This is a genomic window from Azorhizobium doebereinerae UFLA1-100, assembly GCF_000473085.1.
In the GTDB taxonomy this organism is placed as follows: domain Bacteria; phylum Pseudomonadota; class Alphaproteobacteria; order Rhizobiales; family Xanthobacteraceae; genus Azorhizobium; species Azorhizobium doebereinerae.
Genome location: NZ_AXBA01000029.1, coordinates 53,001 through 74,542 on the forward strand (window position 1 = coordinate 53,001; position 21,542 = coordinate 74,542).

Annotated in this window: 22 protein-coding genes; 15 read left to right on the forward strand and 7 right to left on the reverse strand. The window is 67.9% G+C overall.

Features of this window, described 5'->3' with window-relative positions; translation table 11 throughout:
* Nucleotides 1-9 precede the first annotated feature (9 nt).
* Complete coding sequence (gene yihA, locus YU1_RS0119355; protein ID WP_051357034.1) at nucleotides 10-687, forward strand: ribosome biogenesis GTP-binding protein YihA/YsxC; 678 nt, start codon at nucleotides 10-12, stop codon at nucleotides 685-687.
* 292 nt (nucleotides 688-979) lie between these two features.
* Here the strand turns inward: yihA and YU1_RS30220 are convergent, their stop codons facing one another.
* Both YU1_RS30220 and YU1_RS34770 read right to left on the reverse strand, forming a co-directional pair.
* A complete protein-coding gene (locus YU1_RS30220; protein ID WP_035715950.1) occupies nucleotides 980-1,171 on the reverse strand; it encodes a hypothetical protein in 192 nt (63 codons plus the stop codon).
* An 85-nt stretch (nucleotides 1,172-1,256) separates the two neighbouring features.
* Entirely contained in the window at nucleotides 1,257-1,931 is a 675-nt protein-coding gene (locus YU1_RS34770; RefSeq protein ID WP_029005496.1) for a cold-shock protein, read from the reverse strand.
* Nucleotides 1,932-2,346: 415 nt separating this feature from the next.
* Between YU1_RS34770 and YU1_RS0119370 the strand changes: the two genes are divergently transcribed.
* Nucleotides 2,347-3,024: a nitroreductase family protein gene (locus YU1_RS0119370; RefSeq protein WP_084539984.1), complete on the forward strand. Its 678-nt coding sequence runs from the start codon at nucleotides 2,347-2,349 to the stop codon at nucleotides 3,022-3,024.
* 29 nt (nucleotides 3,025-3,053) lie between these two features.
* Here YU1_RS0119370 and YU1_RS0119375 read toward each other — a convergent pair whose 3' ends face one another.
* Both YU1_RS0119375 and YU1_RS30225 read right to left on the reverse strand, forming a co-directional pair.
* Nucleotides 3,054-3,404 (reverse strand): argininosuccinate lyase, encoded by a 351-nt coding sequence (locus YU1_RS0119375; protein ID WP_156922270.1) that lies wholly within the window; start codon nucleotides 3,402-3,404, stop codon nucleotides 3,054-3,056.
* A gap of 141 nt (nucleotides 3,405-3,545) precedes the next feature.
* On the reverse strand, nucleotides 3,546-3,740 hold the full coding sequence (locus YU1_RS30225) for a hypothetical protein (protein ID WP_245263383.1): 195 nt from the start codon (nucleotides 3,738-3,740) through the stop codon (nucleotides 3,546-3,548).
* A gap of 218 nt (nucleotides 3,741-3,958) precedes the next feature.
* Here YU1_RS30225 and YU1_RS0119385 point away from each other — a divergent pair, with 218 nt between their 5' ends.
* Complete coding sequence (locus YU1_RS0119385; protein ID WP_029005499.1) at nucleotides 3,959-5,554, forward strand: gamma-glutamyltransferase family protein; 1,596 nt, start codon at nucleotides 3,959-3,961, stop codon at nucleotides 5,552-5,554.
* Nucleotides 5,555-5,722: 168 nt separating this feature from the next.
* Here the strand turns inward: YU1_RS0119385 and YU1_RS0119390 are convergent, their stop codons facing one another.
* Entirely contained in the window at nucleotides 5,723-6,325 is a 603-nt protein-coding gene (locus YU1_RS0119390; RefSeq protein WP_029005500.1) for a CarD family transcriptional regulator, read from the reverse strand.
* Between the two features lie 506 nt (nucleotides 6,326-6,831).
* Between YU1_RS0119390 and ahcY the strand changes: the two genes are divergently transcribed.
* The 3 genes from ahcY (at nucleotide 6,832) to YU1_RS0119405 (ending at nucleotide 11,587) form a co-directional block, all read left to right on the forward strand.
* Nucleotides 6,832-8,226 (forward strand): adenosylhomocysteinase, encoded by a 1,395-nt coding sequence (gene ahcY / locus YU1_RS0119395; protein WP_029005501.1) that lies wholly within the window; start codon nucleotides 6,832-6,834, stop codon nucleotides 8,224-8,226.
* A gap of 275 nt (nucleotides 8,227-8,501) precedes the next feature.
* Entirely contained in the window at nucleotides 8,502-10,388 is a 1,887-nt protein-coding gene (locus tag YU1_RS0119400) for a potassium transporter Kup (RefSeq protein ID WP_198018986.1), read from the forward strand.
* Nucleotides 10,389-10,546: 158 nt separating this feature from the next.
* Nucleotides 10,547-11,587, forward strand: a complete 1,041-nt coding sequence (locus YU1_RS0119405) for a putative bifunctional lysylphosphatidylglycerol flippase/synthetase (protein WP_029005503.1) — start codon at nucleotides 10,547-10,549, stop codon at nucleotides 11,585-11,587.
* A gap of 39 nt (nucleotides 11,588-11,626) precedes the next feature.
* On the opposite strand, the gene YU1_RS30230 is transcribed toward YU1_RS0119405, so the two are convergent.
* Entirely contained in the window at nucleotides 11,627-12,259 is a 633-nt protein-coding gene (locus YU1_RS30230) for a hypothetical protein (RefSeq protein ID WP_051357035.1), read from the reverse strand.
* A gap of 302 nt (nucleotides 12,260-12,561) precedes the next feature.
* Between YU1_RS30230 and YU1_RS30235 the strand changes: the two genes are divergently transcribed.
* From YU1_RS30235 to YU1_RS0119455, 9 genes are all read left to right on the forward strand, one after another.
* On the forward strand, nucleotides 12,562-13,899 hold the full coding sequence (locus YU1_RS30235) for an ATP-binding protein (protein ID WP_051357043.1): 1,338 nt from the start codon (nucleotides 12,562-12,564) through the stop codon (nucleotides 13,897-13,899).
* 127 nt (nucleotides 13,900-14,026) lie between these two features.
* Nucleotides 14,027-15,070: a phosphate ABC transporter substrate-binding protein PstS gene (gene pstS, locus YU1_RS0119420; RefSeq protein WP_051357036.1), complete on the forward strand. Its 1,044-nt coding sequence runs from the start codon at nucleotides 14,027-14,029 to the stop codon at nucleotides 15,068-15,070.
* A 287-nt stretch (nucleotides 15,071-15,357) separates the two neighbouring features.
* Nucleotides 15,358-16,335: a phosphate ABC transporter permease subunit PstC gene (pstC, locus tag YU1_RS0119425; RefSeq protein ID WP_029005505.1), complete on the forward strand. Its 978-nt coding sequence runs from the start codon at nucleotides 15,358-15,360 to the stop codon at nucleotides 16,333-16,335.
* A 14-nt stretch (nucleotides 16,336-16,349) separates the two neighbouring features.
* On the forward strand, nucleotides 16,350-17,183 hold the full coding sequence (pstA, locus tag YU1_RS0119430) for a phosphate ABC transporter permease PstA (RefSeq protein WP_051357037.1): 834 nt from the start codon (nucleotides 16,350-16,352) through the stop codon (nucleotides 17,181-17,183).
* 70 nt (nucleotides 17,184-17,253) lie between these two features.
* A complete protein-coding gene (gene pstB, locus YU1_RS0119435) occupies nucleotides 17,254-18,078 on the forward strand; it encodes a phosphate ABC transporter ATP-binding protein PstB (RefSeq protein WP_029005507.1) in 825 nt (274 codons plus the stop codon).
* A gap of 19 nt (nucleotides 18,079-18,097) precedes the next feature.
* Nucleotides 18,098-18,826: a phosphate signaling complex protein PhoU gene (phoU, locus tag YU1_RS0119440; protein WP_029005508.1), complete on the forward strand. Its 729-nt coding sequence runs from the start codon at nucleotides 18,098-18,100 to the stop codon at nucleotides 18,824-18,826.
* 6 nt (nucleotides 18,827-18,832) lie between these two features.
* Nucleotides 18,833-19,534: a phosphate regulon transcriptional regulator PhoB gene (gene phoB / locus YU1_RS0119445; RefSeq protein WP_029005509.1), complete on the forward strand. Its 702-nt coding sequence runs from the start codon at nucleotides 18,833-18,835 to the stop codon at nucleotides 19,532-19,534.
* A gap of 105 nt (nucleotides 19,535-19,639) precedes the next feature.
* Nucleotides 19,640-19,984, forward strand: a complete 345-nt coding sequence (locus YU1_RS0119450) for a hypothetical protein (RefSeq protein ID WP_245263384.1) — start codon at nucleotides 19,640-19,642, stop codon at nucleotides 19,982-19,984.
* Nucleotides 19,985-20,229: 245 nt separating this feature from the next.
* On the forward strand, nucleotides 20,230-20,529 hold the full coding sequence (locus YU1_RS0119455) for a hypothetical protein (RefSeq protein WP_035715954.1): 300 nt from the start codon (nucleotides 20,230-20,232) through the stop codon (nucleotides 20,527-20,529).
* A 425-nt stretch (nucleotides 20,530-20,954) separates the two neighbouring features.
* Here the strand turns inward: YU1_RS0119455 and YU1_RS0119460 are convergent, their stop codons facing one another.
* Complete coding sequence (locus YU1_RS0119460; protein ID WP_029005512.1) at nucleotides 20,955-21,482, reverse strand: GcrA family cell cycle regulator; 528 nt, start codon at nucleotides 21,480-21,482, stop codon at nucleotides 20,955-20,957.
* Nucleotides 21,483-21,542: the final 60 nt, after the last annotated feature.

Consider the following 21,542-nt stretch of genomic DNA (forward strand, 5'->3'; position numbering starts at 1 on the left):
TAAGCGGGCATGACCGACACACGCGCGACCGAAACCCCATCCGACGAGCCGGAGGCTGTCGACCCCTTCCTGGAAAAGGGGCGGCTGCTGTTCGCTGCGGAATGGCGCTTCATCACCGCCGCGCCGACGGTGGAGTTCCTGCCTCCCATGGAGGGGATGGAGATCGCCTTGGCCGGGCGCTCCAATGTGGGCAAGTCGAGCCTCGTCAATGCGCTGACCGGCCGCAACTCTCTGGCCCGCACCTCGGTGACGCCGGGCCGCACCCAGGAACTGATCTTCTTCCGGGTCGGCCCGGAACTGACGCTCGTGGACATGCCCGGTTACGGCTTCGCCAAGGCGCCGAAGGACAAGGTGGACGCCTGGGTGCGCACCATCCGTTCCTACCTCAGGGGGCGGGTCAACCTGGCGCGGGTGTTCGTTCTCATCGATGCCCGCCACGGCATCAAGCCGGTGGACGAGGAGATTCTCGATCTCCTGGACAAGGCGGCGGTGTCCTACGCCATCGTGCTGACGAAGGCCGACCAGGTGAAGCCGACGGATTTCGTGACCCGCCTTGCCGAGACGCGGGAAAAGATCCGCCGCCGGCCGGCGGCCTATCCGGAGATCTTCCCGACCTCCAGCCACACGGGGGCGGGGCTGCCCGAACTGCGCGCCGCCGTGGCGCGGCTGATCGCCGAGCGGACCTGACGCCGGCGCGCGAGGATAGCTATGGCCTGCGTCAGCCCGGCAGGATAATGCGCGCGAAACGGCCGGTGCCCGGCCGCTGCGCCCGGTGGCGCTGCCCGATCCTGCGGAATTGTCGATGGCGGGGCAGGGAAGACCTGAGCCTGGACCGGCCCGACGAATGCCTGGAATGATCTCTGGCCCTGGGCCCGGCGATTGCCCGTCTTCCAGGCGAGCGGTGCTCGAGAGCCTGGATCTGAAAAGGGATCCGGCGCCGCCCACGTTCCCCTCGGGCCGGCGCCTGGAACCTTCGCGGTCAGCGCCGCTTGGTTTCTTCCTGCATGAGGGCTTCGGTGGCCGCGATGGCCCCTTCCAGCTCGGAAATCTTCCGGAGCGCCCCGTCTGACGGAAGCGTTGCAGTCGTCGCGGCAGTGAGAAGCAGATCCCGCTGCGCGACTTTCAGTCTGTGGAGGAGGCCTTTTAGATCCGCCTCGGCACTTTGAGCCATGTAACGCCGAACTCCCAAAACACAGGAACGGACGCCACCTGCGACGGCGGCGTCCGTTCCCGAACTCAAGTCGATGCTGGGCCGATCAGTCGGCGACTTCGATGCCGCGCGCCTCGGGGCCCTTCGGACCCTGGCCGACCTGCACCACGACGCGCTGACCTTCCGCCAGATCGGCAAGACCGGAACGGGACACGACGGTGACGTGCACGAACACGTCCTTGCCGCCGCCTTCCACCGCGATGAAGCCGAAGCCCTTCTCGGGGTTGTACCACTTCACGGTGCCGACACGCTCTTCGGTCGGGCCCGACGCAGCGCGCGGGCCGCCGCCGGCGCCGCCCATGCGGGGAGCGCCGCCGCCGAAGGCACCCGGAGCGCGGCGCGGAGGCGCGGCTTCGGCCGTGGAGGTGTCAACCTCGAGCACTTCGGTGACCTGACGACCCTTCTGTCCCTGGCCAACGCGCACGCTCAGCTTGGAGCCGGGCGGAACGCTGTCCTGGCCAGCGGCCTCAAGGGCGCGGGCATGGAGAAACACGTCGCCGGAGCCGTCAGCCAGCTCGACGAAGCCGAAACCCTTCTCGGGGTTGAACCACTTGACGGTGGCCTCGATGGGCGGACCCGAGGGCACAGGTGCGCTGAAAGAGCTGCTGGGCGAGGAGAAAGCACGCTCTCCACCGCCGAAGCCACGGTCACGTGACGGCGGGGCAAAATCGTCATCAAAGCCACGACGGCGCGGCTCTCGGAAGTCTCGGTTACGGCTCATGTGTATTTCCGTTGAGGTCAGGTCGCCAATTTTGGCTAAGGCCATCCACCATTTGCTGAACTTGTCGTCGTTGATACTGATACCGTCTTGGAACGACCTGAAAGAAGTCCCCCTCGACACGCTCAAGCCAGCTTCCCGCTTCTCGCCTCGCAGCCTTAATGGACACGGCCGGATTTTCCCCGCGTTCTATGCAGAAACGCGCATCACACCGGCATGTTGACACACTAACACACATTCCTGCCGATTTGGTACATCAATGTTTATCTGCCGTGATCGCATCCGGGGCAGATAAAGGCTTTGTTTTTCCATTCAGCGCATTGGCTGGGAAAGACCGGCCGCCGAGGCTGGTAGATGGTTTGCGCTTCATGCAGCCGCAGGTCGCCGCCGCCGCGAACTGCACGTGGAGGGAGAGGGCATGACGATTTCGCACCCGCCGGTCCCGGAGGCCGGGGCGCCCGGCGGGCGCCAGCATGGGGCCGCACCCCGGCACGATGGCGTCGCCTTGCCGAGGCGCCGCGTCGAGGCGGCGCTGGAGCTGCTGGAAAGCCGGCGCTCGCTGCCGCTGCGCTCCCTCGTCGAGCCGGGGCCGGACGCCGGGGACCTGGCGCGCATCCTGGCCGTCGCCGCCCGCGTGCCGGACCATGGCCGTCTCGTGCCGTGGCGCTTCATCGTGCTGGCCGGCGCGGCCCGCGCCGAGGCCGGCGAGCGGCTCGACGCGCTCTACAGGCGGCAGAATCCCGATCTGCCGGACGCCAAGGCCGACATGTGGCGCCTGTATCTGCTGCGGGCGCCGGTGACCGTGGTCCTGGTCAGCCGGCCGGACCCGGCGGCCAAGGTGCCGGTGTTCAATCAGGTCCTGTCGGCGGGTGCCGCCGGCATGGCGCTGGTGAGCGCGGCGACCGCACTCGGCTTCGGTGCGCAATGGCTGCTGAAATGGCCGGGGCGTGATCCCGAGGCGGCAGCACTGCTGGGCGTTGGCGTGGGCGAGCAGGTGGCCGGCTTCATCCACCTGGGCAGCCCGGCGGAGCGGCCGGAGGACCGCCCCCGTCCGGACCCGGCGCAGGTGGTGACCTATTGGTGGCCGGAGGCCTGAGCGGGCGGCGGCGCCCGCTCAGCTCCATGTCAGTCGAAAACGGCGGTGGTCTTGTCGCGCTTGCGGTCGTAGCGGATGGTGATCTTCTCCACCGAGCAGAGGTCGATGTCGTACCAGACCGCGCTGGAGCCATCGTCCGAATACACCACCTTGAGGTCCCATTTGCAGGTGCGGGTGGCGCGGTGGAACTTGATCTCCCAGGAATCGCCGTCGTCCAGCGTGTCCTTGCCCAGGACGTCCTCTTCCCAGTCCCCGGACTTGCTGGGGGAGACGAAGACCTTGTCGATGTCGTAGCCGGTCTTGTTGACCAGCGTGAAATCCTGCTTGGCTTCGGCTGCGGCCAGCGGTGCCGCGAAGCCGATCATGGCAACCAGCGCCATGGCGATAGCAAAAATCCGTCCCCGCATCGTATGCCCCTTAGTATGCTACCGTTATCGGCGCATTGCGGGGCATAGCGATCCGATCCCGGCGGGTCAATACAGCAGAAAGATGTGACGCAGGGGGCGGAATGCCTTGCGCGCTCAATAATGCGCGTTGGTTTCCGCCTGGATCGCCTTGCGCACGTAAAGGGCGCTCACATAGAGCGCGAGCAGGCCGAACAGTCCCATGAGGCCATATTCGCCGACGTCGCCGAGATGGAACAGGCCGCCGAGCGCCCAGCCGGCAGCGATGGCGACGGTGACCGCCTGGCAGGCCACGAGAATGCTCGCGCTCACCACGCTCACCAGACCACGTGCACTCAGCCCATCGCTCGTCCGCGCCATACCCGTCTCCCGTGCGCCGCCCGGCCAGTGCCGCGCGCGCGTGCCGTCGCATCTGCCTCGCGGGTACGCCCCTCCCTGCTTGCGCTTTCAGCGGGGCGAAACCTGCTCTATGAGGCCGGGACACTGCTCTGCAACGCCGCGCGGGTCAAGCGCGTGACAGGAACTCGCCCATGAGCCAGGAAAGCGTCCACGCCGCCCGCGGCATCGTCGCCGCGCCGCACGCCCTCGCCGTGGAGGCGGGGCGGCAGGTGCTGGCCGACGGCGGCAATGCCATCGAGGCGGCGCTGGCCACGGCGGCCGCCATCGCGGTGGTCTATCCGCATATGAACCATATGGGCGGGGACGGCTTCTGGCTGATCCGCGAACCCTCCGGCCGGGTGCGCTATATCGAGGCATGCGGCTTTGCCGGGGCACGGGCGAGCATCCCCTTCTACCGCGAGGAGGGCTACGACACGATTCCCGAGCGCGGCCCGCTGGCGGCGCTCACCGTGCCCGGGCTGGTGGGCGGCTGGGCTCTGGCGCTGGAGGCCGCCCGCGCGGCCGGCGGGCGCCTGCCCTTGCCGCGCCTGCTGGAAAACGCCGTGCAGCACGCCCGCGCCGGCGTGCCCGTCACCGCCTCGCAGGTCCGCCTCACCACGGAGAAGCTGGCGGAACTGAAGGATGCGCCCGGCTTTGCGGCGGCCTTCCTGGTGGATGGCAAGCCGCCCGCCGTTGGCCACGTGCAGCGGGCGTCGGCTCTCGCCGACACGCTGGAGCATCTCGGCCGCGCGGGGCTGGAGGACTATTATCGCGGCGACGTCGCGCATGAGATCGCCGCCGATCTGGAGCGCATCGGCAGCCCGGTGACGCGGGCGGATCTCGAACGCTACCGGGCCGTGGTGCGCGAGCCGCTGCGCGTCGATCTGGCCGCGGGGCGGGTGTACAATGCGCCTCCGCCCACGCAGGGTCTCGCCTCGTTGCTGATCCTCGGTCTCTACGACCGCCTCGCCGTCGCGCGCGCCGAGAGCTTCGAGCATGTGCACGGCCTCGTGGAGGCCACCAAGCGGGCCTTCCTGGTGCGCAACGCCGTTGTGCGGGACTTCGAGCATCTGGAGCATGATCCAGCGCACTTCCTGGCGAAGGCGGCGCTGGATGCGGATGCGGCGAAGATCGACATGAGGCGGGCGCTGCCCTGGCCGCAGCCGGCCAAGCGCGGCGACACCATCTGGCTCGGCGCGGCGGACGCCAGCGGGCTGGTGGTCTCCTATATCCAGTCCATCTTCTTCGAGTTCGGCTCCGGCTGCGTGCTGCCGCGCACCGGCGTGCTGATGCAGAACCGCGGCGCCAGCTTCAGCCTCGATCCGCGGGCGGTGAACCCGCTGGCGCCCGGGCGGCGGCCGTTCCACACGCTCAACCCGGCGCTGGCGGAACTGAAGGACGGCCGCATCATGGCCTATGGCACCATGGGCGGGGAGGGGCAGCCGCAGACCCAAGCGGCGGTCTTCACCCGCCATGTGCTGCACGGTGTGCCGCTGGCCGAGGCCATCGACCGGCCGCGCTGGCTGCTCGGCCGCACCTGGGGCTCGGCCCATACCAATCTGCGCCTGGAGGCACGCTTCGACGAGGATCTGGTCCGCCGCCTGCGCTCGGCCGGGCACGACCTGGAGGTGCTGCCGGAGGACTATTCCGACACCATGGGGCATGCGGGCGCGGTGATCTTCACGCCGAAGCGCGACCTTGAGGGGGGCCATGACCCGCGGGCGGACGGCGGGGCGGCGGGGCTCTGAGGCCGAGGCTGCACCTCCGGCGGCCGCGCTGGCGGGATTGACGTGAGGGCATGACCGTCGGCTCGCCCGGCGGGGCCGCCTGCGCCGTGCCGAAAGAGCGCCGTGCCAAAAGAAAAGGCCCTGCGCAGCAGGGCCTTTCTCATGTCTGTGCAGAAGTGGAAGCGCCGATCAGGCGGCCTCTTCCGCTTCCATGTCGGTCTCGACGTCGGCTTCGGTCTCCTCGACCTCCTCCGCCTTGGCGGCGCCGCGCTTGGGACCCTTCTGCAGGTTCTGCTCGATCAGCTTGACCGATTCCGTCTCGGTGATGTTCTGCACCGCCGACAGTTCGCGGGCCATGCGGTCCAGGGCGGCCTCGTAGAGCTGGCGCTCGGAATAGGACTGCTCGGGCTGGGCCTCGGAACGGTAGAGGTCGCGGACCACTTCCGAAATGGCGATCAGGTCGCCGGAATTGATCTTGGCTTCATATTCCTGGGCGCGGCGGCTCCACATGGTGCGCTTGACGCGGGCGCGGCCCTTGAGGGTTTCGAGCGCCTTGGCGACGACCGGGCCGTCGGACAGCTTGCGCATGCCCACGGTGGCGATCTTCGGCACCGGAACGCGGAGCGTCATCTTGTCTTTTTCGAAGGAGATCACGAACAGTTCGAGCTTGAACCCGGCGACTTCCTGTTCTTCAATAGCAGTGATCCGACCGACACCGTGCGAAGGGTACACAATGTGCTCTCCCGTCTTGAAGCCAAGACGGGCCTGCGTGCTGCTCTTTTTTGTCGACATGCTCTGAACCGCTCCTGATCCGCCCCGGAGGCCGGATCGAATTGGCACACGGAAACCGTCATCCGGCTTTACCGGCTCGCGTGCGCCTTGTGCTGACGACTGGGTTGCGGAGACGTCCGGCAACCCGCTCTGGCAGTCGAAAACCAACAATCAATCCTTCGCGCCAAGCCGTACCCCGCGGCTGGACACGCCAACTCTCGCCCCTATGTTCCCGAGAATGCGCAGATGATGTCAGCGCGGGATGGTTGACTGAGACGCAATCGACTGTAACTCCTTGTATAACACAAAAATCGCATGAATCAAAGCGCCGCTCTTTTCCTGCGCGGGCAGCTTCGCGCAAGGCACGCATGCGTTTCTGCGCCAAGTGCGATCGCAGGCGAGACCTGCGATATAAACATTTGTTTATATCCTTATTGATGCTTTTGCCTGTCCGTGCTACTGGGCCGACCATCGGTAGCGCGTACCCATAACCGCGCGGCCGCCGGGGCCCGACAGGGAGAGCAGACATGACCGACTATGTGGTGAAGGACATCAATCTCGCCGATTGGGGCCGCAAGGAGCTCGACATCGCCGAGACCGAAATGCCGGGCCTGATGGCCACGCGCGCGGAATACGGCTCGTCGCAGCCGCTGAAGGGCGCCCGCATCGCCGGCTCGCTCCACATGACCATCCAGACCGGCGTCCTCATCGAGACGCTGAAGGCGCTCGGCGCCGACGTGCGCTGGGCGTCCTGCAACATCTACTCCACCCAGGACCATGCCGCCGCGGCCATCGCCGCCGCCGGCACGCCGGTCTTCGCCGTGAAGGGCGAGACCCTGGAGGAATACTGGGAATACACGCACCGCATCTTCGAGTGGGCCGACGGTGGCGCGCCGAACATGATCCTGGACGACGGCGGCGACGCCACGCTGCTGGTCCACCTCGGCCTGCGCGCCGAGAATGGCGACACCGCCTTCCTCGACGGCGCGACCAATGAGGAAGAGGAAGTCCTCTTCGCCGCCATCAAGCGCCGCCTGAAGCACAAGCACGGCTGGTACACCCAGCTCGCCAAGTCGATCCGCGGCGTGACCGAGGAAACCACCACGGGCGTGCACCGTCTCTACGAGATGCAGAAGAAGGGCATCCTGCTCTGGCCTGCGATCAACGTGAACGACAGCGTCACCAAGTCGAAGTTCGACAATCTCTACGGCTGCCGCGAGAGCCTGGTGGACGGCATCCGCCGCGGCACCGACGTGATGATGGCCGGCAAGGTCGCCATGATCGCCGGCTTCGGCGACGTGGGCAAAGGCTCGGCGGCGTCGCTGCGCAACGCCGGCTGCCGCGTCATGGTGTCCGAGGTGGATCCGATCTGCGCCCTGCAGGCGGCGATGGAAGGCTATGAAGTCACCACCATGGAAGACGCTGCGCCCCGCGCGGACATCTTCGTGACGGCGACCGGCAACCTCGACGTCATCACGGTCGAGCACATGCGGGCCATGAAGGACCGCGCCATCGTCTGCAACATCGGCCACTTCGACAGCGAGATCCAGGTCGCCGGCCTGAAGAACTTCAAGTGGCACAACGTCAAGCCGCAGGTCGACGAGGTCGAGTTCCCCGACAAGAAGCGCATCATCCTGCTGTCGGAAGGCCGCCTGGTGAACCTCGGCAACGCCACCGGCCACCCGAGCTTCGTGATGTCGGCGTCCTTCACCAACCAGACGCTGGCCCAGATCGAGCTCTGGACCAAGCCTGGCGTCTACGAGAAGAAGGTCTACACGCTCCCGAAGAAGCTCGACGAGAAGGTCGCCGCGCTTCACCTGGAGAAGATCGGCGTGAAGCTGACCAAGCTCTCCGACAAGCAGTCCGACTATATCGGCGTGCCCCAGGAAGGCCCCTTCAAGCCGGAACTCTACCGCTATTGATCGTCGCCGGGCCGCATCCCTCCGGGGCTGCGGCCCGGGCGCAATTCCGGGCCGGGGCGTACCGCCCCGGTCCACCGCATTGTCAGCTTACGCGAACGGAGCTAGGTGTGGGCAGCGGCCGCCGAAATGGCGGCGTGTTGCGGGGGGCTGCCTTGGACCGTTTCGACTGGAATTCGGGGCGCGTCAGGCGCTCCCGATGCAGAGAGATCGCCTTGCGCATCCGGCCCCTGTCCGTCCCTTCACGACCGAAACCCTGAGCGACCGGAACTCGAGCAATGTCCTTGAGCTTCAGTCGTGACCGCCAGCGCGTGGTGCCGTTCGCCGCAGAGATCGGCGCGCTCGGCGTGGTCTTCGGCGATATCGGCACCAGCCCGCTCTATGCCCTCAAGCAGGGCGTGCTGGCGGTGGGCGGTACCGATTTCGTGCCCGCCGACGTGCTCGGCCTGCTCTCCCTCATCACCTGGAGCATCATCCTCTCCGTCACGGTGAAATACGTGATGCTGGTGCTGCGGGCGGACAATGACGGGGAGGGCGGCATCCTCGCCCTCGTCACTTTGCTCGACCTGCACCGCAGCGCGCTCGGGCTGCGCTGGTACCTGCTCGGCGCCGGCCTCGTGGGCGCCGCCATGCTGATCGGCGACGGCGTGCTCACCCCGGCCATGTCGGTGCTGTCCGCCATCGAGGGCTTGCAGATCATCTCGCCGGCCCTCAACGCCTGGATCGTCCCGGTCACGGTGCTGGTGCTGCTGGCGGTGTTCCTGTCGCAGCGGCTCGGCACCGAGCGGATCGCCAGCTTCTACGGGCCGATCATGCTGATGTGGTTCGGCTCCTTGGCGGTGCTCGGCGTCTATGGGATCGTCCAGGCGCCGGAGGTCCTGGCCGGGCTCGACCCGCGCGCCGGGTTCCGCACGCTGGTGGATCATACGGGCCTCGCCGGCGTCATCATCGGCGCCTGTTTTCTCGCCATCACCGGCGGCGAGGCGCTCTATGCCGACCTCGGCCATTTCGGCCGCAAGGTCATCGCCCGGGCGTGGCTGGTCGTCGCAATGCCGGCGCTGCTGCTGAATTATTTCGGCCAGGGTGCGATCCTGCTGCGCGACCCGGTGGCGGTGCGCAACCCGTTCTACGACCTCTGCCCCGATCCGTTCGACATTCCCCTGCTGATGCTCGCCACCGCGGCCACGGTGATCGCGTCCCAGTCGATCATCACCGGGGTGTTCTCACTGGCCAAGCAGGCCATCGAGCTTGGCTACCTGCCGCCCATGCGCATCCGCTACACCAGCGAGCACAACGAGCAGCACATCTATGTGGGCCGCCTGAACTGGCTGCTGATGATCTCCTGCATCGCCGTGGTGCTGGGCTTCGAGGCATCCGACCGGCTCGCCTCCGCCTACGGCATCGCGGTGGCCTTCGCCATGGTCACCACCTCCATCCTGTTCGTGGCCCAGGTGTATCGCGCCTGGAATTGGCCGAAGCCCGCCGTGGTGGCGCTGGCCATCGGCCTGCTGAGCCTGGACGCGGCCTTCGCCAGCGCCAACATGACCAAGCTGCATGACGGCGGCTGGCTGCCGCTCACCATCGCCGGCATGGTCATCTTCGTCATGATCAGCTGGCGTCGCGGCCTGGAGGGCGTGGTGGCGCAGCAGGTGCGCTTCACCGAGCCCATGGACGAGTTCGTCGCCCGCAAGGACCGCGCCAACGACGCGGAGAGCCCGCGCACGGCCATCTTCCTGTCCCGGGCCGGGGCCATGACGCCGGTGGCGCTGTCGCGCATGGCGGACCTGCTGAAGATCCGCTTCCAGCGGGCGGTCATCGTCTCGGTGTGGATCGCTGCCCGGCCGCGCGTGTCGGTGGACGACCGGGTGCGGGTGACGGTGCTGGACGGCGCCTATGTGCGGGTGGACCTGCGCTTCGGCTACATGCAGCAGATCGACGTGCCCTCGGTGCTCGGCCCGGCGCTGAGCGCGCGCGGCGTCGATCCGGACGAGGCGATCTATGTGATCGGCCATGAGCGCATCATCCCGCCGGACGAAGTGACGCGCATGCGCGACGTGGTGGCCCACGTCTTCGCCTTCCTGGCGCGCAATGCGGAGCGTTCCGTGGACCGCTTCGGCCTGCCGCGCAGCCGGACCGTGGAGATCGGCTATCCGGTAAAATTGTAAATCTGTTCACGGTGCCACGGGAGCGCCGTCTTGAGGCGCTAGGCCTTCAATGCAAGGATGGTGGCGACGTAGCGTCAGCCCATCCGATCCGCAGCGGTCCATCCGCTTGGACCTTTCCGGCATGTGGGTTCGGCCGTCGGCGGGGGAAACGGTGCCTTATGAGCGTTCCATCACGGGTCTGGCGTTTTTTGCGGGAGAAGGTGGGCCTGCACGGGCTGGGTTTTATCGCGAGCCTGGTGGTGATCGGCTTTGCCATCACCGTCCTCTACCGCATGCTGCACAAGCTGAATTTCGCCGACGTGGTCGCGGCGTTGCAGGCGAAGGATCCGCTGCACGTGGCGATCGCCTTCGTGCTGGTGGCCTGCGCCTACATCACGCTGACCTTCTATGACTGGTTCGCCCTGCGCACCATCGGCAAGTCCGAGGTGCCCTATCGCGTCGCGGCCCTGTCCGGCTTCTGCTCCTATTCGGTGGGGCACAACGTTGGTTTCACCGTCTTCACCGGCGGCTCGGTCCGCTATCGCATCTATTCCGCCTGGGGCCTGAATGCGGTCGACGTGGCGAAGATCTGCTTCGTCGCCGGCCTGACCTTCTGGCTGGGCAACGTGGCGGTACTGGGCCTCGGCATCCTCATCCACCCGGACGCCGCCACGGCGGTGGATCAGCTCCCGCCCTTCGTCAATCGCCTGCTGGGCGTGGCCGCGCTGGCCGCCCTGGTGGGCTATGTGGTGTGGGTGAGCGCCGCGCCGCGCAAGATCGGCCGCGCCAGCTGGTTCGTCACGCTGCCGGCGGGCAAGACCACCCTGCTGCAGATCGGCATCGGCATCCTGGATCTCAGCCTGTGCGCGGCGGCCATGTACATGCTGATGCCCGCCAGCCCCTATATCGATCCCATCTCGCTATCGGTGATCTTCGTCACCGCCACGCTGCTGGGGTTCGCCAGCCATGCGCCCGGTGGCCTCGGGGTGTTTGACGCCGCCTTGCTGGTCGCCCTGCCGCAGTTCGAGGCGGGCGAGATGGTGGGCGCCCTGCTGGTGTTCCGCCTGTTCTATTACATCGTGCCCTTCGCCCTCGCGCTGACCCTGCTGGGCGGGCGGGAAATCTATCTCGGTGGCCGCCGGCGCGCCGCCGGGGCGGCCGAGACCGCCGCCGCCGCACCGCCGGTGGCCGAGAGCAAGCGCGTCACCGCCGCCGAATAGGCGGGTGAAACGGCGCGGCGCCGCGGGCGTCGCGCGGCGTCACTGCGAGGGCGTGCCGAGCCCGGCGGTGAACGGCGCGAGCCCGGGCAGGGCCGCCGCGGCGTTCTTGGGGATCTTGACCGTCTGGACGCCGGTGGGGAGGACGAATTGGCGCGGGTCCTGCGGGCCGCGGGTGAGCGAGGTGACCTCGTACAGCACCTCCGTCTTGCCCTTGATGTCCATCTCGGTGCGCAGCGCGATGCCGTCCGCCGTGATGCAGGACACCGTCGGCCCCGTTCCCGCCTGGCTGGCGGTGGCATCCACCTTCCAGAGATCGCAAGGCTCGCCCGCCACTTCCGCGCTCCCGGTCTTGGTGCCGGACCCGTTCATCGAGGCGAAGGTGAAATCGGGCGGCAGGTCCATCTGCACCGCCATCTTCGGCATGGCCGGCACCATGACCACCATCTTGCCGGCGCGCAGGTCGAGAAGCCCGACCACCATGGCGGGGGCGGCCTTGGGCAGCATCTCCAGCCGCATCCGGCCGCCGGAATGGGCAAGGTCCAGCGTGCCGCCGTCGCGCGTCTTCGCCTTCAGCGCGAAGTCGCCGGTGGGGGTGGGGAGGGGATCGGCTTGGGCGCTGTGCGCCGCGCAGGCGGCAAGGGCGGCGGCGATCAGGCGGAGACGAACAGACATCGGACACTTCCCAGCAACACCGGGCCCCAGATCGGCCTGACGGTTAAAGCGCGCATCATGGGCGGCCGTTCCCATTTCCGCATTGAAAAACCAGACTTGCGGCGAAACGCTGTCTTATTGCCTTCGCACGCGGAATTCACCATCGCTGGGCTATTGAGTCGCAACCGAGGGAAAGGACACCCCGGCGGGCGCATCTTATGTGGTGTCTCTTTGAGGATCGAGCCCATGCCGGGCGGCAGGACGGACGATAGAGGTCGCAGCGCGACGGTGCCGGGGTACCGGGCAGGGGGGCGGTCATGAGCATGCTGCCGCCTGTCCCGGTGGTGCCGCCGGCCGATCCGCGCGCCCCGTGGTGGTGCTATGCCCGGCTTTGGTTCGCCCTCCTCGGCCTTGTCGCACTGGCGGGGGCGGCCGCCGGCCTGGTCCACCTTGCGGTCGCCGGCCTCATCCTCATCGTCGCGCTGGCCGGAGCGATCTGCGTGCGCCGGGGCCGGGCCTGGCGTGTGCCGCTGCCGATCGTGCCCTCCGCGGCGAGCGCTCCGCCCGCGCAGCGCCCCCGGGTCGACCCGCCGCTCATCGCCTTGGTGGCGGCGCTGCCCGAGCCGGCTCTGCTGCTGACCCCGGACGGGGAGATCCTGTCCGCCAACGAGCGCGTGGCGCTGGCCGTGGGCGCCGCGCGGGTCGGCGATCCCCTGTCGTTCCTGGTGCGCGTGCCGGAAGTGCTGGCGGCGGTCCGGGCCGGGGCCGAGGACGGCGTGCCGCGCCGGGTGGAATTCGCCGAGCGCATCCCGCTCGATCGCTGGCTGGAAGCCCATGTGGTGCCGCTGCACCTGCAAGGGGGGCGTCCGGGCGGCCGGCCGGACGCGGTGCTGCTGACCTTCCGCGACCTGACCGCGCAGCGGCGGGTGGAGCAGATGCGGGCGGACTTCGTCGCCAACGCCAGCCATGAGCTGCGCACGCCTTTGGCCTCGCTCTCGGGCTTCATCGAGACCCTGCTCGGCCCGGCGCGCAATGATGCCGCCGCGCGGGAGCGCTTTCTCACCATCATGGGGGCCCAGGCGCGGCGCATGTCGCGGCTGATCGACGATCTCCTGTCGCTGTCGCGCATCGAGCTCAACGTCCATGTGCGCCCGGATACGCCGGTGGACCTCGGTGGCATCCTCGCCCATGTGTGCGATACGCTGACACCGCTGGCCCAGGATCGCGGGGTGACCATCGAGCTCAGCCGCGGAGCAGGCGCCGCCATGGTGCGGGGCGACCGGGACGAATTGATCCGGCTGTTCGAGAATCTGGTCGAGAACGCGCTGAAGTACGGCCTCACCGGCAAGCGCGTGGAAGTCGGGCTGGCGCGGGAGGCGGGGCCGACGGGCGAGGTGGCGGTGATCAGCGTGCGCGACTTCGGGCCGGGCATCGCGCCCGAGCACCTGCCGCGGCTGACCGAGCGCTTCTACCGGGTGGACGTGGCGGCGAGCCGCGACCAGGGCGGCACGGGACTCGGGCTGGCCATCGTGAAGCACATTGTCGCCCGGCATCGGGGGCGGATGACGGTGGAAAGCAGCCCCGGCGAGGGCGCGAATTTTACGGTCCGGCTGGAGCTCGCCGAGGAAACTTCGAAAAACGAAGTCAATCCAGCGGCTTGAGCTGTCATTCTTGTGTCATGCGTCGGTCATAGAAGGTTCGGGCCACGCCGCTATGTCTGTGCGGCCCAAAGTTGCGTCGGGACGGCAACGTCCAGTGGCGGCACCTGATTGGCAATGGAGAGAATCCGTGAAGCTCACCACCATTTTCGGCGCGGCGATCGCTGTCGCCGGCACTCTGATCGCCGGTAGCGCGTCTGCCCTTGATTTCAACGGCGCTGGCGCTTCCTTTCCCGCCCCGGTGTACCAGTCCTGGGGCGCCAAGTATAAAGAGAAGACCGGCAACGGTCTGAACTACCAGTCGATCGGCTCCGGCGGCGGCCAGAACCAGATCATCAACCGCACGGTTGATTTCGGCGCCTCCGACGCGCCGATGGAGAGCGCCAAGCTCGCCTCCGCCAACCTGCTCCAGTTCCCGGCGGTGATCGGTTCCATCGTCGCCACCGTGAACATCGACGGCATCGCCTCCGACCAGCTCAAGCTGACCGGCCCGATCCTCGCCGACATCTATCTCGGCAAGATCACCAAGTGGAACGACAAGGCGATCGCCGACCTCAACGCCGGCGTGAAGCTGCCCGACCAGGCCATCGTGCCGGTGTATCGCTCGGACTCGTCCGGCACCTCCTACGTGTTCACCAGCTACCTGGCTGAAGTGAGCCCGGAGTGGAAGTCCAAGGTCGGCGCCGCCACCTCCGTGCAGTGGCCCGCGGGCGCGGGCGCCAAGGGCAATGAAGGCGTTGCCGGCACCGTGAAGAACACCAAGGGCGGCCTCGGCTACGTCGAGTTCGTCTACGCCGCCGCCAACAAGCTGGTGGTGACGCAGCTCCAGAACAAGGCGGGCAAGTTCCTCGCCCCGTCCGTGAAGTCCTTCATGGTTGCGGCCGACGCCGCCGACTGGACCGGTTCGAAGGACTTCGCCGCCTCCATGCTGAACACCAGCGGCGAAGGCGCCTGGCCGATCGTGTCCGCCACCTACATCCTGCTGCCGAAGAACCCCACCAATGTGGAGGCCTCCAAGGAGGTCATGAAGTTCTTCGAGTGGTCGTATGGCAAGGACGGCGGCGAGATCGCCGAGAAGCTGCACTACATCCCGCTGCCGGAGTCGGTGGTGAAGCGCATCGAAGCGGCCTGGAAGGCCGAGGTGAAGACCCCGGACGGCAAGCCGGTGTTCTGATCCGACGATCGCCGGTCCGCCCATCGGGGCGGGCCGGCTTTTCTCCCGCCGCCCGCCGTGCCGATGGCGCAGCGCAGGGCGAGGGCGCCGTTGGAACACACTTTCCCATTTGCGACACCGTGTCTTGCGACGGGGATTTCCCGGTCCGGGGCGCAGACGGGTGGTCGCCGGGGTGGCGCGTCGCCGGCGGCAGGATTTTGACGACGGGATTTGGATGGTCGGACAGGCGGCCGGGGCGCGGCCGCTGACCGCCGCCGGACGGCGCGGTCGTGAAGGAAGGGCAGGGGATGGACGCGACGATCGACAGTTCAGGAGCCACGGGCCGCATTCCCATTCACCAGGCGAAGAGCATCGGCGGTCTGTCCGATCCGCTGTTCGTCGGGGCGCTGTGGGCCAGCGGCATCTTCGTCCTCATCCTGCTCGGCCTCATCATCGCCCAGCTGTTCCTGGGCGGCCTGCCGGCGCTGCAGGAATTCGGCCTCGACTTCCTCTGGACCGCCAGTTGGAATCCGGTGACCGAGAAGTACGGCGCCCTGGTGATGATCTACGGCACGCTGTTCAGCGCCGTCATCGCCGTCGTGGTGGCCCTGCCGCTGTCGTTCGGCATCGCCTTCTTCCTCACCGAGATCGCGCCGCAGCCGCTCAAGCGCCCGATCGGCGTCGCCGTGCAGCTGCTGGCCGCCGTGCCCTCCATCATCTACGGCATGTGGGGCTTCTTCGTCATCGCCCCGCTGATGGCCGCCTATGTGCAGCCGCCGCTGATCGACCTGCTCGGGCCGATCCCGGTGCTGGGCGCCCTGTTCCAGGGTCCGCCGCTGGGCTCGGGCATGTTCACCGCCGGCCTGATCCTGGCGGTGATGATCGTGCCCTTCATCACCGCCATGTTCGTGGAGACGCTGGAATCGGTGCCGCCCATGCTGAAGGAATCCGCCTACGGCGTCGGCTGCACCACGTTCGAGGTCTACCGCAACGTCTCGGTGCCCTACGGCCGCACGGCCATGGTGGGCGCGGTGATGCTCGGCCTCGGCCGGGCGCTGGGCGAGACCATGGCGGTGACCTTCGTCATCGGCAATGCGACGCGCCTGTCCGCCTCCCTGTTCGCGCCCGGCGCCACCATCGCCTCCACCATCGCCAATGAATTCCCCGAGGCGCCGATCGGCTCGCTGAAGCTGACCTCGCTGCTCCAGCTCGGCTTCATCCTGTTCGTCATTTCCTTCATCGTCCTCGCTCTGTCCCGTGCGCTCGTGCGCTCGCGGCTCGACTGAGGGAGACCCGCGCCATGGCTTCTCTCGCCGCCCGCCGGGCCAAGGACACCACCGTCAAGGTGGTCTCCACCGGCTTCGCCGTCCTCGCCATCCTGCTTTTGGCCTGGATCCTGCTGACCCTGGTCGCCAAGGGGCTTCCCGCCCTCGGGCTCAGCGTGTTCACCAACGTGACCATGCCGCCCGGCCAGAACGGCGGCCTGCTCAACGCCATCGTCGGCTCGCTGATCCAGATCGCCATCGCGCTCGCCATCGGCGGCCCCATCGGCATCTTCGCCGGCACCTTCCTGGCCGAGAACGGCAAGGGCACCAAGATCGGCTCCGCCGCCCGCTTCGTGAACGACATCCTGCTCTCGGCGCCCTCCATCCTGGTGGGCCTGTTCATCTACCAGCTCCTGGTGGTGCCGTTCGGCGGCTTCTCCGGCTGGGCCGGCTCCCTGGCGCTGGCCATCCTGGTGATCCCGGTGATCGTGCGCACCACCGAGGACATGCTGAACCTCGTCCCCGTGGGCCTGCGCGAGGCCGCCTTCGCGCTCGGCGCGCCGCAGTGGAAGGTGGTGATGATGGTGACGTGGCGGGCCGCCCGGGCCGGCATCGTCACCGGCATCCTTTTGGCCATCGCCCGCGCCGCCGGCGAGACCGCGCCGCTGCTGTTCACCTCGCTGGGCAACAATTCCTGGTCGGTGAACCTGTCCAAGCCCATGGCGAGCCTGCCCATCGCGATCTATCAATATGCCGGCAGCCCGTTTGACGACTGGGTTGCGCTGGCCTGGGCCGGCGCCCTGCTCATCACGGTGGGCGTGCTGGTGCTCAACGTGGTGTCGCGGCTCGTGCTTGCGCGGTCGCATTGATCGCGCTCGACCCCATCAGACCGATTGCCTTGCCCCGCCCGGCAGGGTCCGAGACCGAACGAGGCCTGTCATGAATTCAGCCGTCGATCCGACCTTCAATCTGTCCTCGTCCGTCGCGGCGAAGCCCGGCGCCGTCGAGGCGCCGGTGAAGATCCAGGTCAACAAGCTCAATTTCTACTACGGGCAGAACCATGCCCTGAAGAACATCAACTTCACCATTCCCGAGAAGCGCGTGACCGCCATGATCGGCCCGTCGGGCTGCGGCAAGTCCACGCTGCTGCGGGTGTTCAACCGCATGTACGACCTCTATCCCGGCCAGCGGGCCGAGGGCGAGGTGCTGTTCGACGGCGTGAACGTGGTGGGCAAGGACCTGGACTCCACCGTGGTGCGCAGCCGCATCGGCATGGTGTTCCAGAAGCCGACCCCCTTCCCCATGTCGATCTACGACAACATCGCCTTCGGCGTGCGCCTGCACGAGAGCATCAACAAGGCGCAGATGGACGAGCGGGTGGAAAGCTGCCTGCGCAAGGCCGCCATCTGGGAAGAGACCAAGGACCGCCTGCACACCTCGGCGCTGGGCATGTCCGGCGGCCAGCAGCAGCGCCTGTGCATCGCTCGCACCATCGCGGTGCGCCCGGAAGTCATCCTGCTGGACGAGCCCACCTCGGCGCTCGACCCCATCTCCACCTCGAAGATCGAAGACCTGATCGACGAGTTGAAGCAGGAATTCACCATCGTCATCGTGACGCACAACATGCAGCAGGCGGCGCGGTGCGCGGATCTCACGGCGTTCTTCTATCTCGGCGAGCTGGTGGAGGTCGGCACGTCCGACGTGATCTTCACCAATCCCAAGGAGATCAAGACGCGCGACTACATCACCGGCCGCTTCGGCTGAGCAGAGCGGGAGGTCCCCTATGCCCGAACATACCGTTTCGGCGTTCGACGTCGAATTGAAGGAACTGGGCCGCAAGGTCGTGGAGATGGGCGGCCAGGCGGAGCGCCTGGTGTCCGATTCCGTGCTCTCGCTGATCCGCCGCGACGCCGCCGCCGCCCAGCGCGTGGTGCTGCTGGACGCCACCATCGACCAGCTTCAGCGCGAGATCGAGGACAAGGCCGTCCTGGTCATCGCCAAGCGCCAGCCGGTGGCCAGCGACCTGCGCGACATCGTCGCCACGCTGCGCATCTCCAACGACCTGGAGCGCATCGGCGACCTGGCCAAGAACATCGGCAAGCGCGTGCTCGCCATCGAGGGCGAGTACCACCCGCAGAAGCTGGTGCGCGGCGTCGAGCACATGTCCGAGCTGGTGCTCGAACAGCTCAAGGAAGTGCTGGACGCCTATGCCGGCCGCGATCCGGAGAAGGCGCTGGAGGTGTGGCGCAAGGATGCGAGCGTCGACACCATGTACACCTCGCTGTTCCGCGAACTCCTCACCTACATGATGGAGGATCCGCGCAACATCTCCGTGTGCACGCACCTGCTGTTCTGCGCCAAGAACATCGAGCGCATCGGCGACCACGCCACCAACGTGGCCGAGACGGTCTATTACATGGTCACCGGCGGCATGATCTCCGATGACCGGCCGAAGGCCGATGCCTCCAGTGAAACCACGGTTTCGTTCCCCCCGCGGACCGTCCAGGGATAATTGCCCGTGCCTGCGCGCATCCTGATTATCGAGGACGAGGAGCCCCTGACGCTCCTGCTGCGGTACAACCTCGAATCCGAGGGCTATGCCGTGGACAATGTGGGTCGGGGCGACGAAGCCGAGACCCGGCTGCGTGAAAGCGTGCCGGACCTCGTCATCCTCGACTGGATGCTGCCCGGGCTGTCCGGCATCGAGCTCTGCCGCCGGCTGCGCACGCGGCCGGAGACCGAGCGCCTGCCGGTCATCATGCTCACCGCCCGTGGCGAGGAGACCGAGCGCGTGCGCGGTCTCGCCACCGGCGCGGACGACTACGTGGTCAAGCCCTTCTCCGTGCCCGAGCTTCTGGCCCGGGTGCGGGCGCTGCTGCGCCGGGCCAAGCCCGAGCACGTGGCGACCCTGCTGCGCGCCGGCGACATCGAGCTGGACCGGGAGACCCACCGGGTCCACCGCTCCGGGCGCGAGGTGCATCTCGGCCCCACCGAGTTCCGCCTGCTGGAATTCCTCATGCAGAGCCCCGGCCGGGTGTTTTCCCGCGAGCAATTGCTCGACGGGGTGTGGGGGCAGGACGTCTATATCGACGAGCGCACCGTGGACGTGCATGTGGGCCGCCTGCGCAAGGCGATCAATCGCGGCCGGCAGCTCGACCCCATCCGCACGGTGCGCGGGGCGGGCTATTCCTTCAACGAGATGTTCGCCCGCGCCCATTGACGCGACGGGCGCCGTCCCGGCAATCCGCCATTGACCTTTCGCCGTAGAAGAGCAGCCTGTCCGGTGTACGGGCAGCGATGGCACGGTCGCGTCGGGGAGGCGGACATGGGCCTGGCAGCGAAAGCAGCGGAACGTCGCACATCACGCCGGGCGCATGCGCCCTGGCCGGTCCTTCTGGGGCTGCTGGCGCTGGCGGCGTCGGCCGCCCCGGCCTTGGCCCGGCCCTCCACCCAGGCCATGACCTGCGCCGCGGCGGCGGGCCTGGTGAAGCGCAGCGGCGGCATCGTCCTCGACACCTCGCCCACCACCTTCGATCGGTTCGTGAGCGACATGCGCTTCTGCCAGCCGGACGAGGCGCTGCGGCCGGCGTTCGAGCGGACCCGCGACAACCCGCAATGCTTCATCGGCTACACCTGCTATGAGCCGGACTGGGGGCATCGCGACTGGTGAGCCGTCTGGTTCGCCGGGGCCTTTGCGTCTATGGTCGGGACCGCCCCGGGGGCGGGACGAAGGGGACCCCGGGTGCGCGCGGACCCTGCCGCGCGACGACGGGCAAGGTGGTGCCGGCAAGAAGACGGTGCCGACAAGACGGTGCCGGGAAGATGGTCCCGACAGTCGTGCTGACAAGATGATGCCGACTAGGTGATGCCGACAAGGTGATGCGGACGGTCGATCCCGCCGTGGGAGTGAGTGTCATGAACAAGAGTGTGCGTGCGGCGCTGGCGCCGATGGCGGTCGCGGCCGTCCTGATCCCCACGGCGGCGCTGGCGCTGCCGGCGACCATGCAGATGACCTGCCGCCAGGCCGCGACCCTGATCCGCACCGGGGGCAGCGCGGTGCTCGCCACCTCCGCCACCACCTATGACCGCTTCGTCATCAGCCGGGCCTATTGCCCGGCGGACCAGATGACCGAGCCGGCCTGGGTGCCGACGCGCGACAGCCGGCAGTGCTTCATCGGCTACACCTGCTTCGACCCGACGCGCGACCGCCGCTAGAGCACGTTCCGTTCGAATGGCATCGCCATTCGAACGGAAAAACGTTCTCTATCAAAATGTTAGAGGACGATTCACTCGACCGCAGGTCTTGGGGCCGATAGTGCTGCGGCCGGGATTCCCGCCGCCAAGACTCCTGCCGCCAAGCCTCCTGCGGCGTCACCGAACATTCGAAGCCGGCGCCCGCCCGCCTATGAGGGGGGCGTTTGGGGCGGCCCGGAGCAAGGACAGGCAGGGGCACCTCCCCCCTTGCGGGGAAGGGGGTGCGTCGCACGGGATTGAGGAGGACAGCCCTGCGTTACGAGAGGTCCAGCCTGAATGTGGATCCCCGCTAGCCCGCCGCGCCCCGCCAGACGCGGGGCTCTGCACATATGAAAAAGCCCCGCAGTGCGGGGCTTTTGTCGTGATGCGCCGAGCCTGGGTCGGGCTCAGATCCGGGCGACCCGCCGGTCGCGCCGGCGATCCTGCACCGGCTGATAGGCCATGCGGGCGTGCTGCGCGCAATAAGGCATGCCGGTCAGGCTGCGGCCGCCGCAGAAGTAGAAGGCGTCCGTGCCCGGTTCGCCCAGCGGCCAGCGGCAGGTGGATTCCGTGAGGTTCATGATGGTGCAGCGCTGCCCGATGGGCAGCACGTTGTTGGACGGCTGGGGGGCCGGCGCCGGAGCCGGCGCGCTGTCCACCAGTTCCTCGAAGGCCGGGGCCAGCGCGGTGTTGCCGTGCGTCGCCGGCCGGACGGGGGCCTGCGGGCGCTGGGCGGGGGTGTCGGGCCGGGCGGCCTTGCGGGGCCGGGCGGCCACCGCCGGTGCCTTCGCCCGGCCGGACAGGCCGAGGCGATGGACTTTGCCGATGACGGCATTGCGCGTGATGCCGCCGAGCTCTCCAGCGATCTGGCTGGCGGACAGACCGTCGCTCCAGAGCTTCTTCAAGAGTTCGACGCGCTCGTCGTTCCAGCTCATCGCTCTCCTCCTTGGCTGCCTCATCGAATCCCCGGCCGCTTCCCGAAACGCGCGTATCGC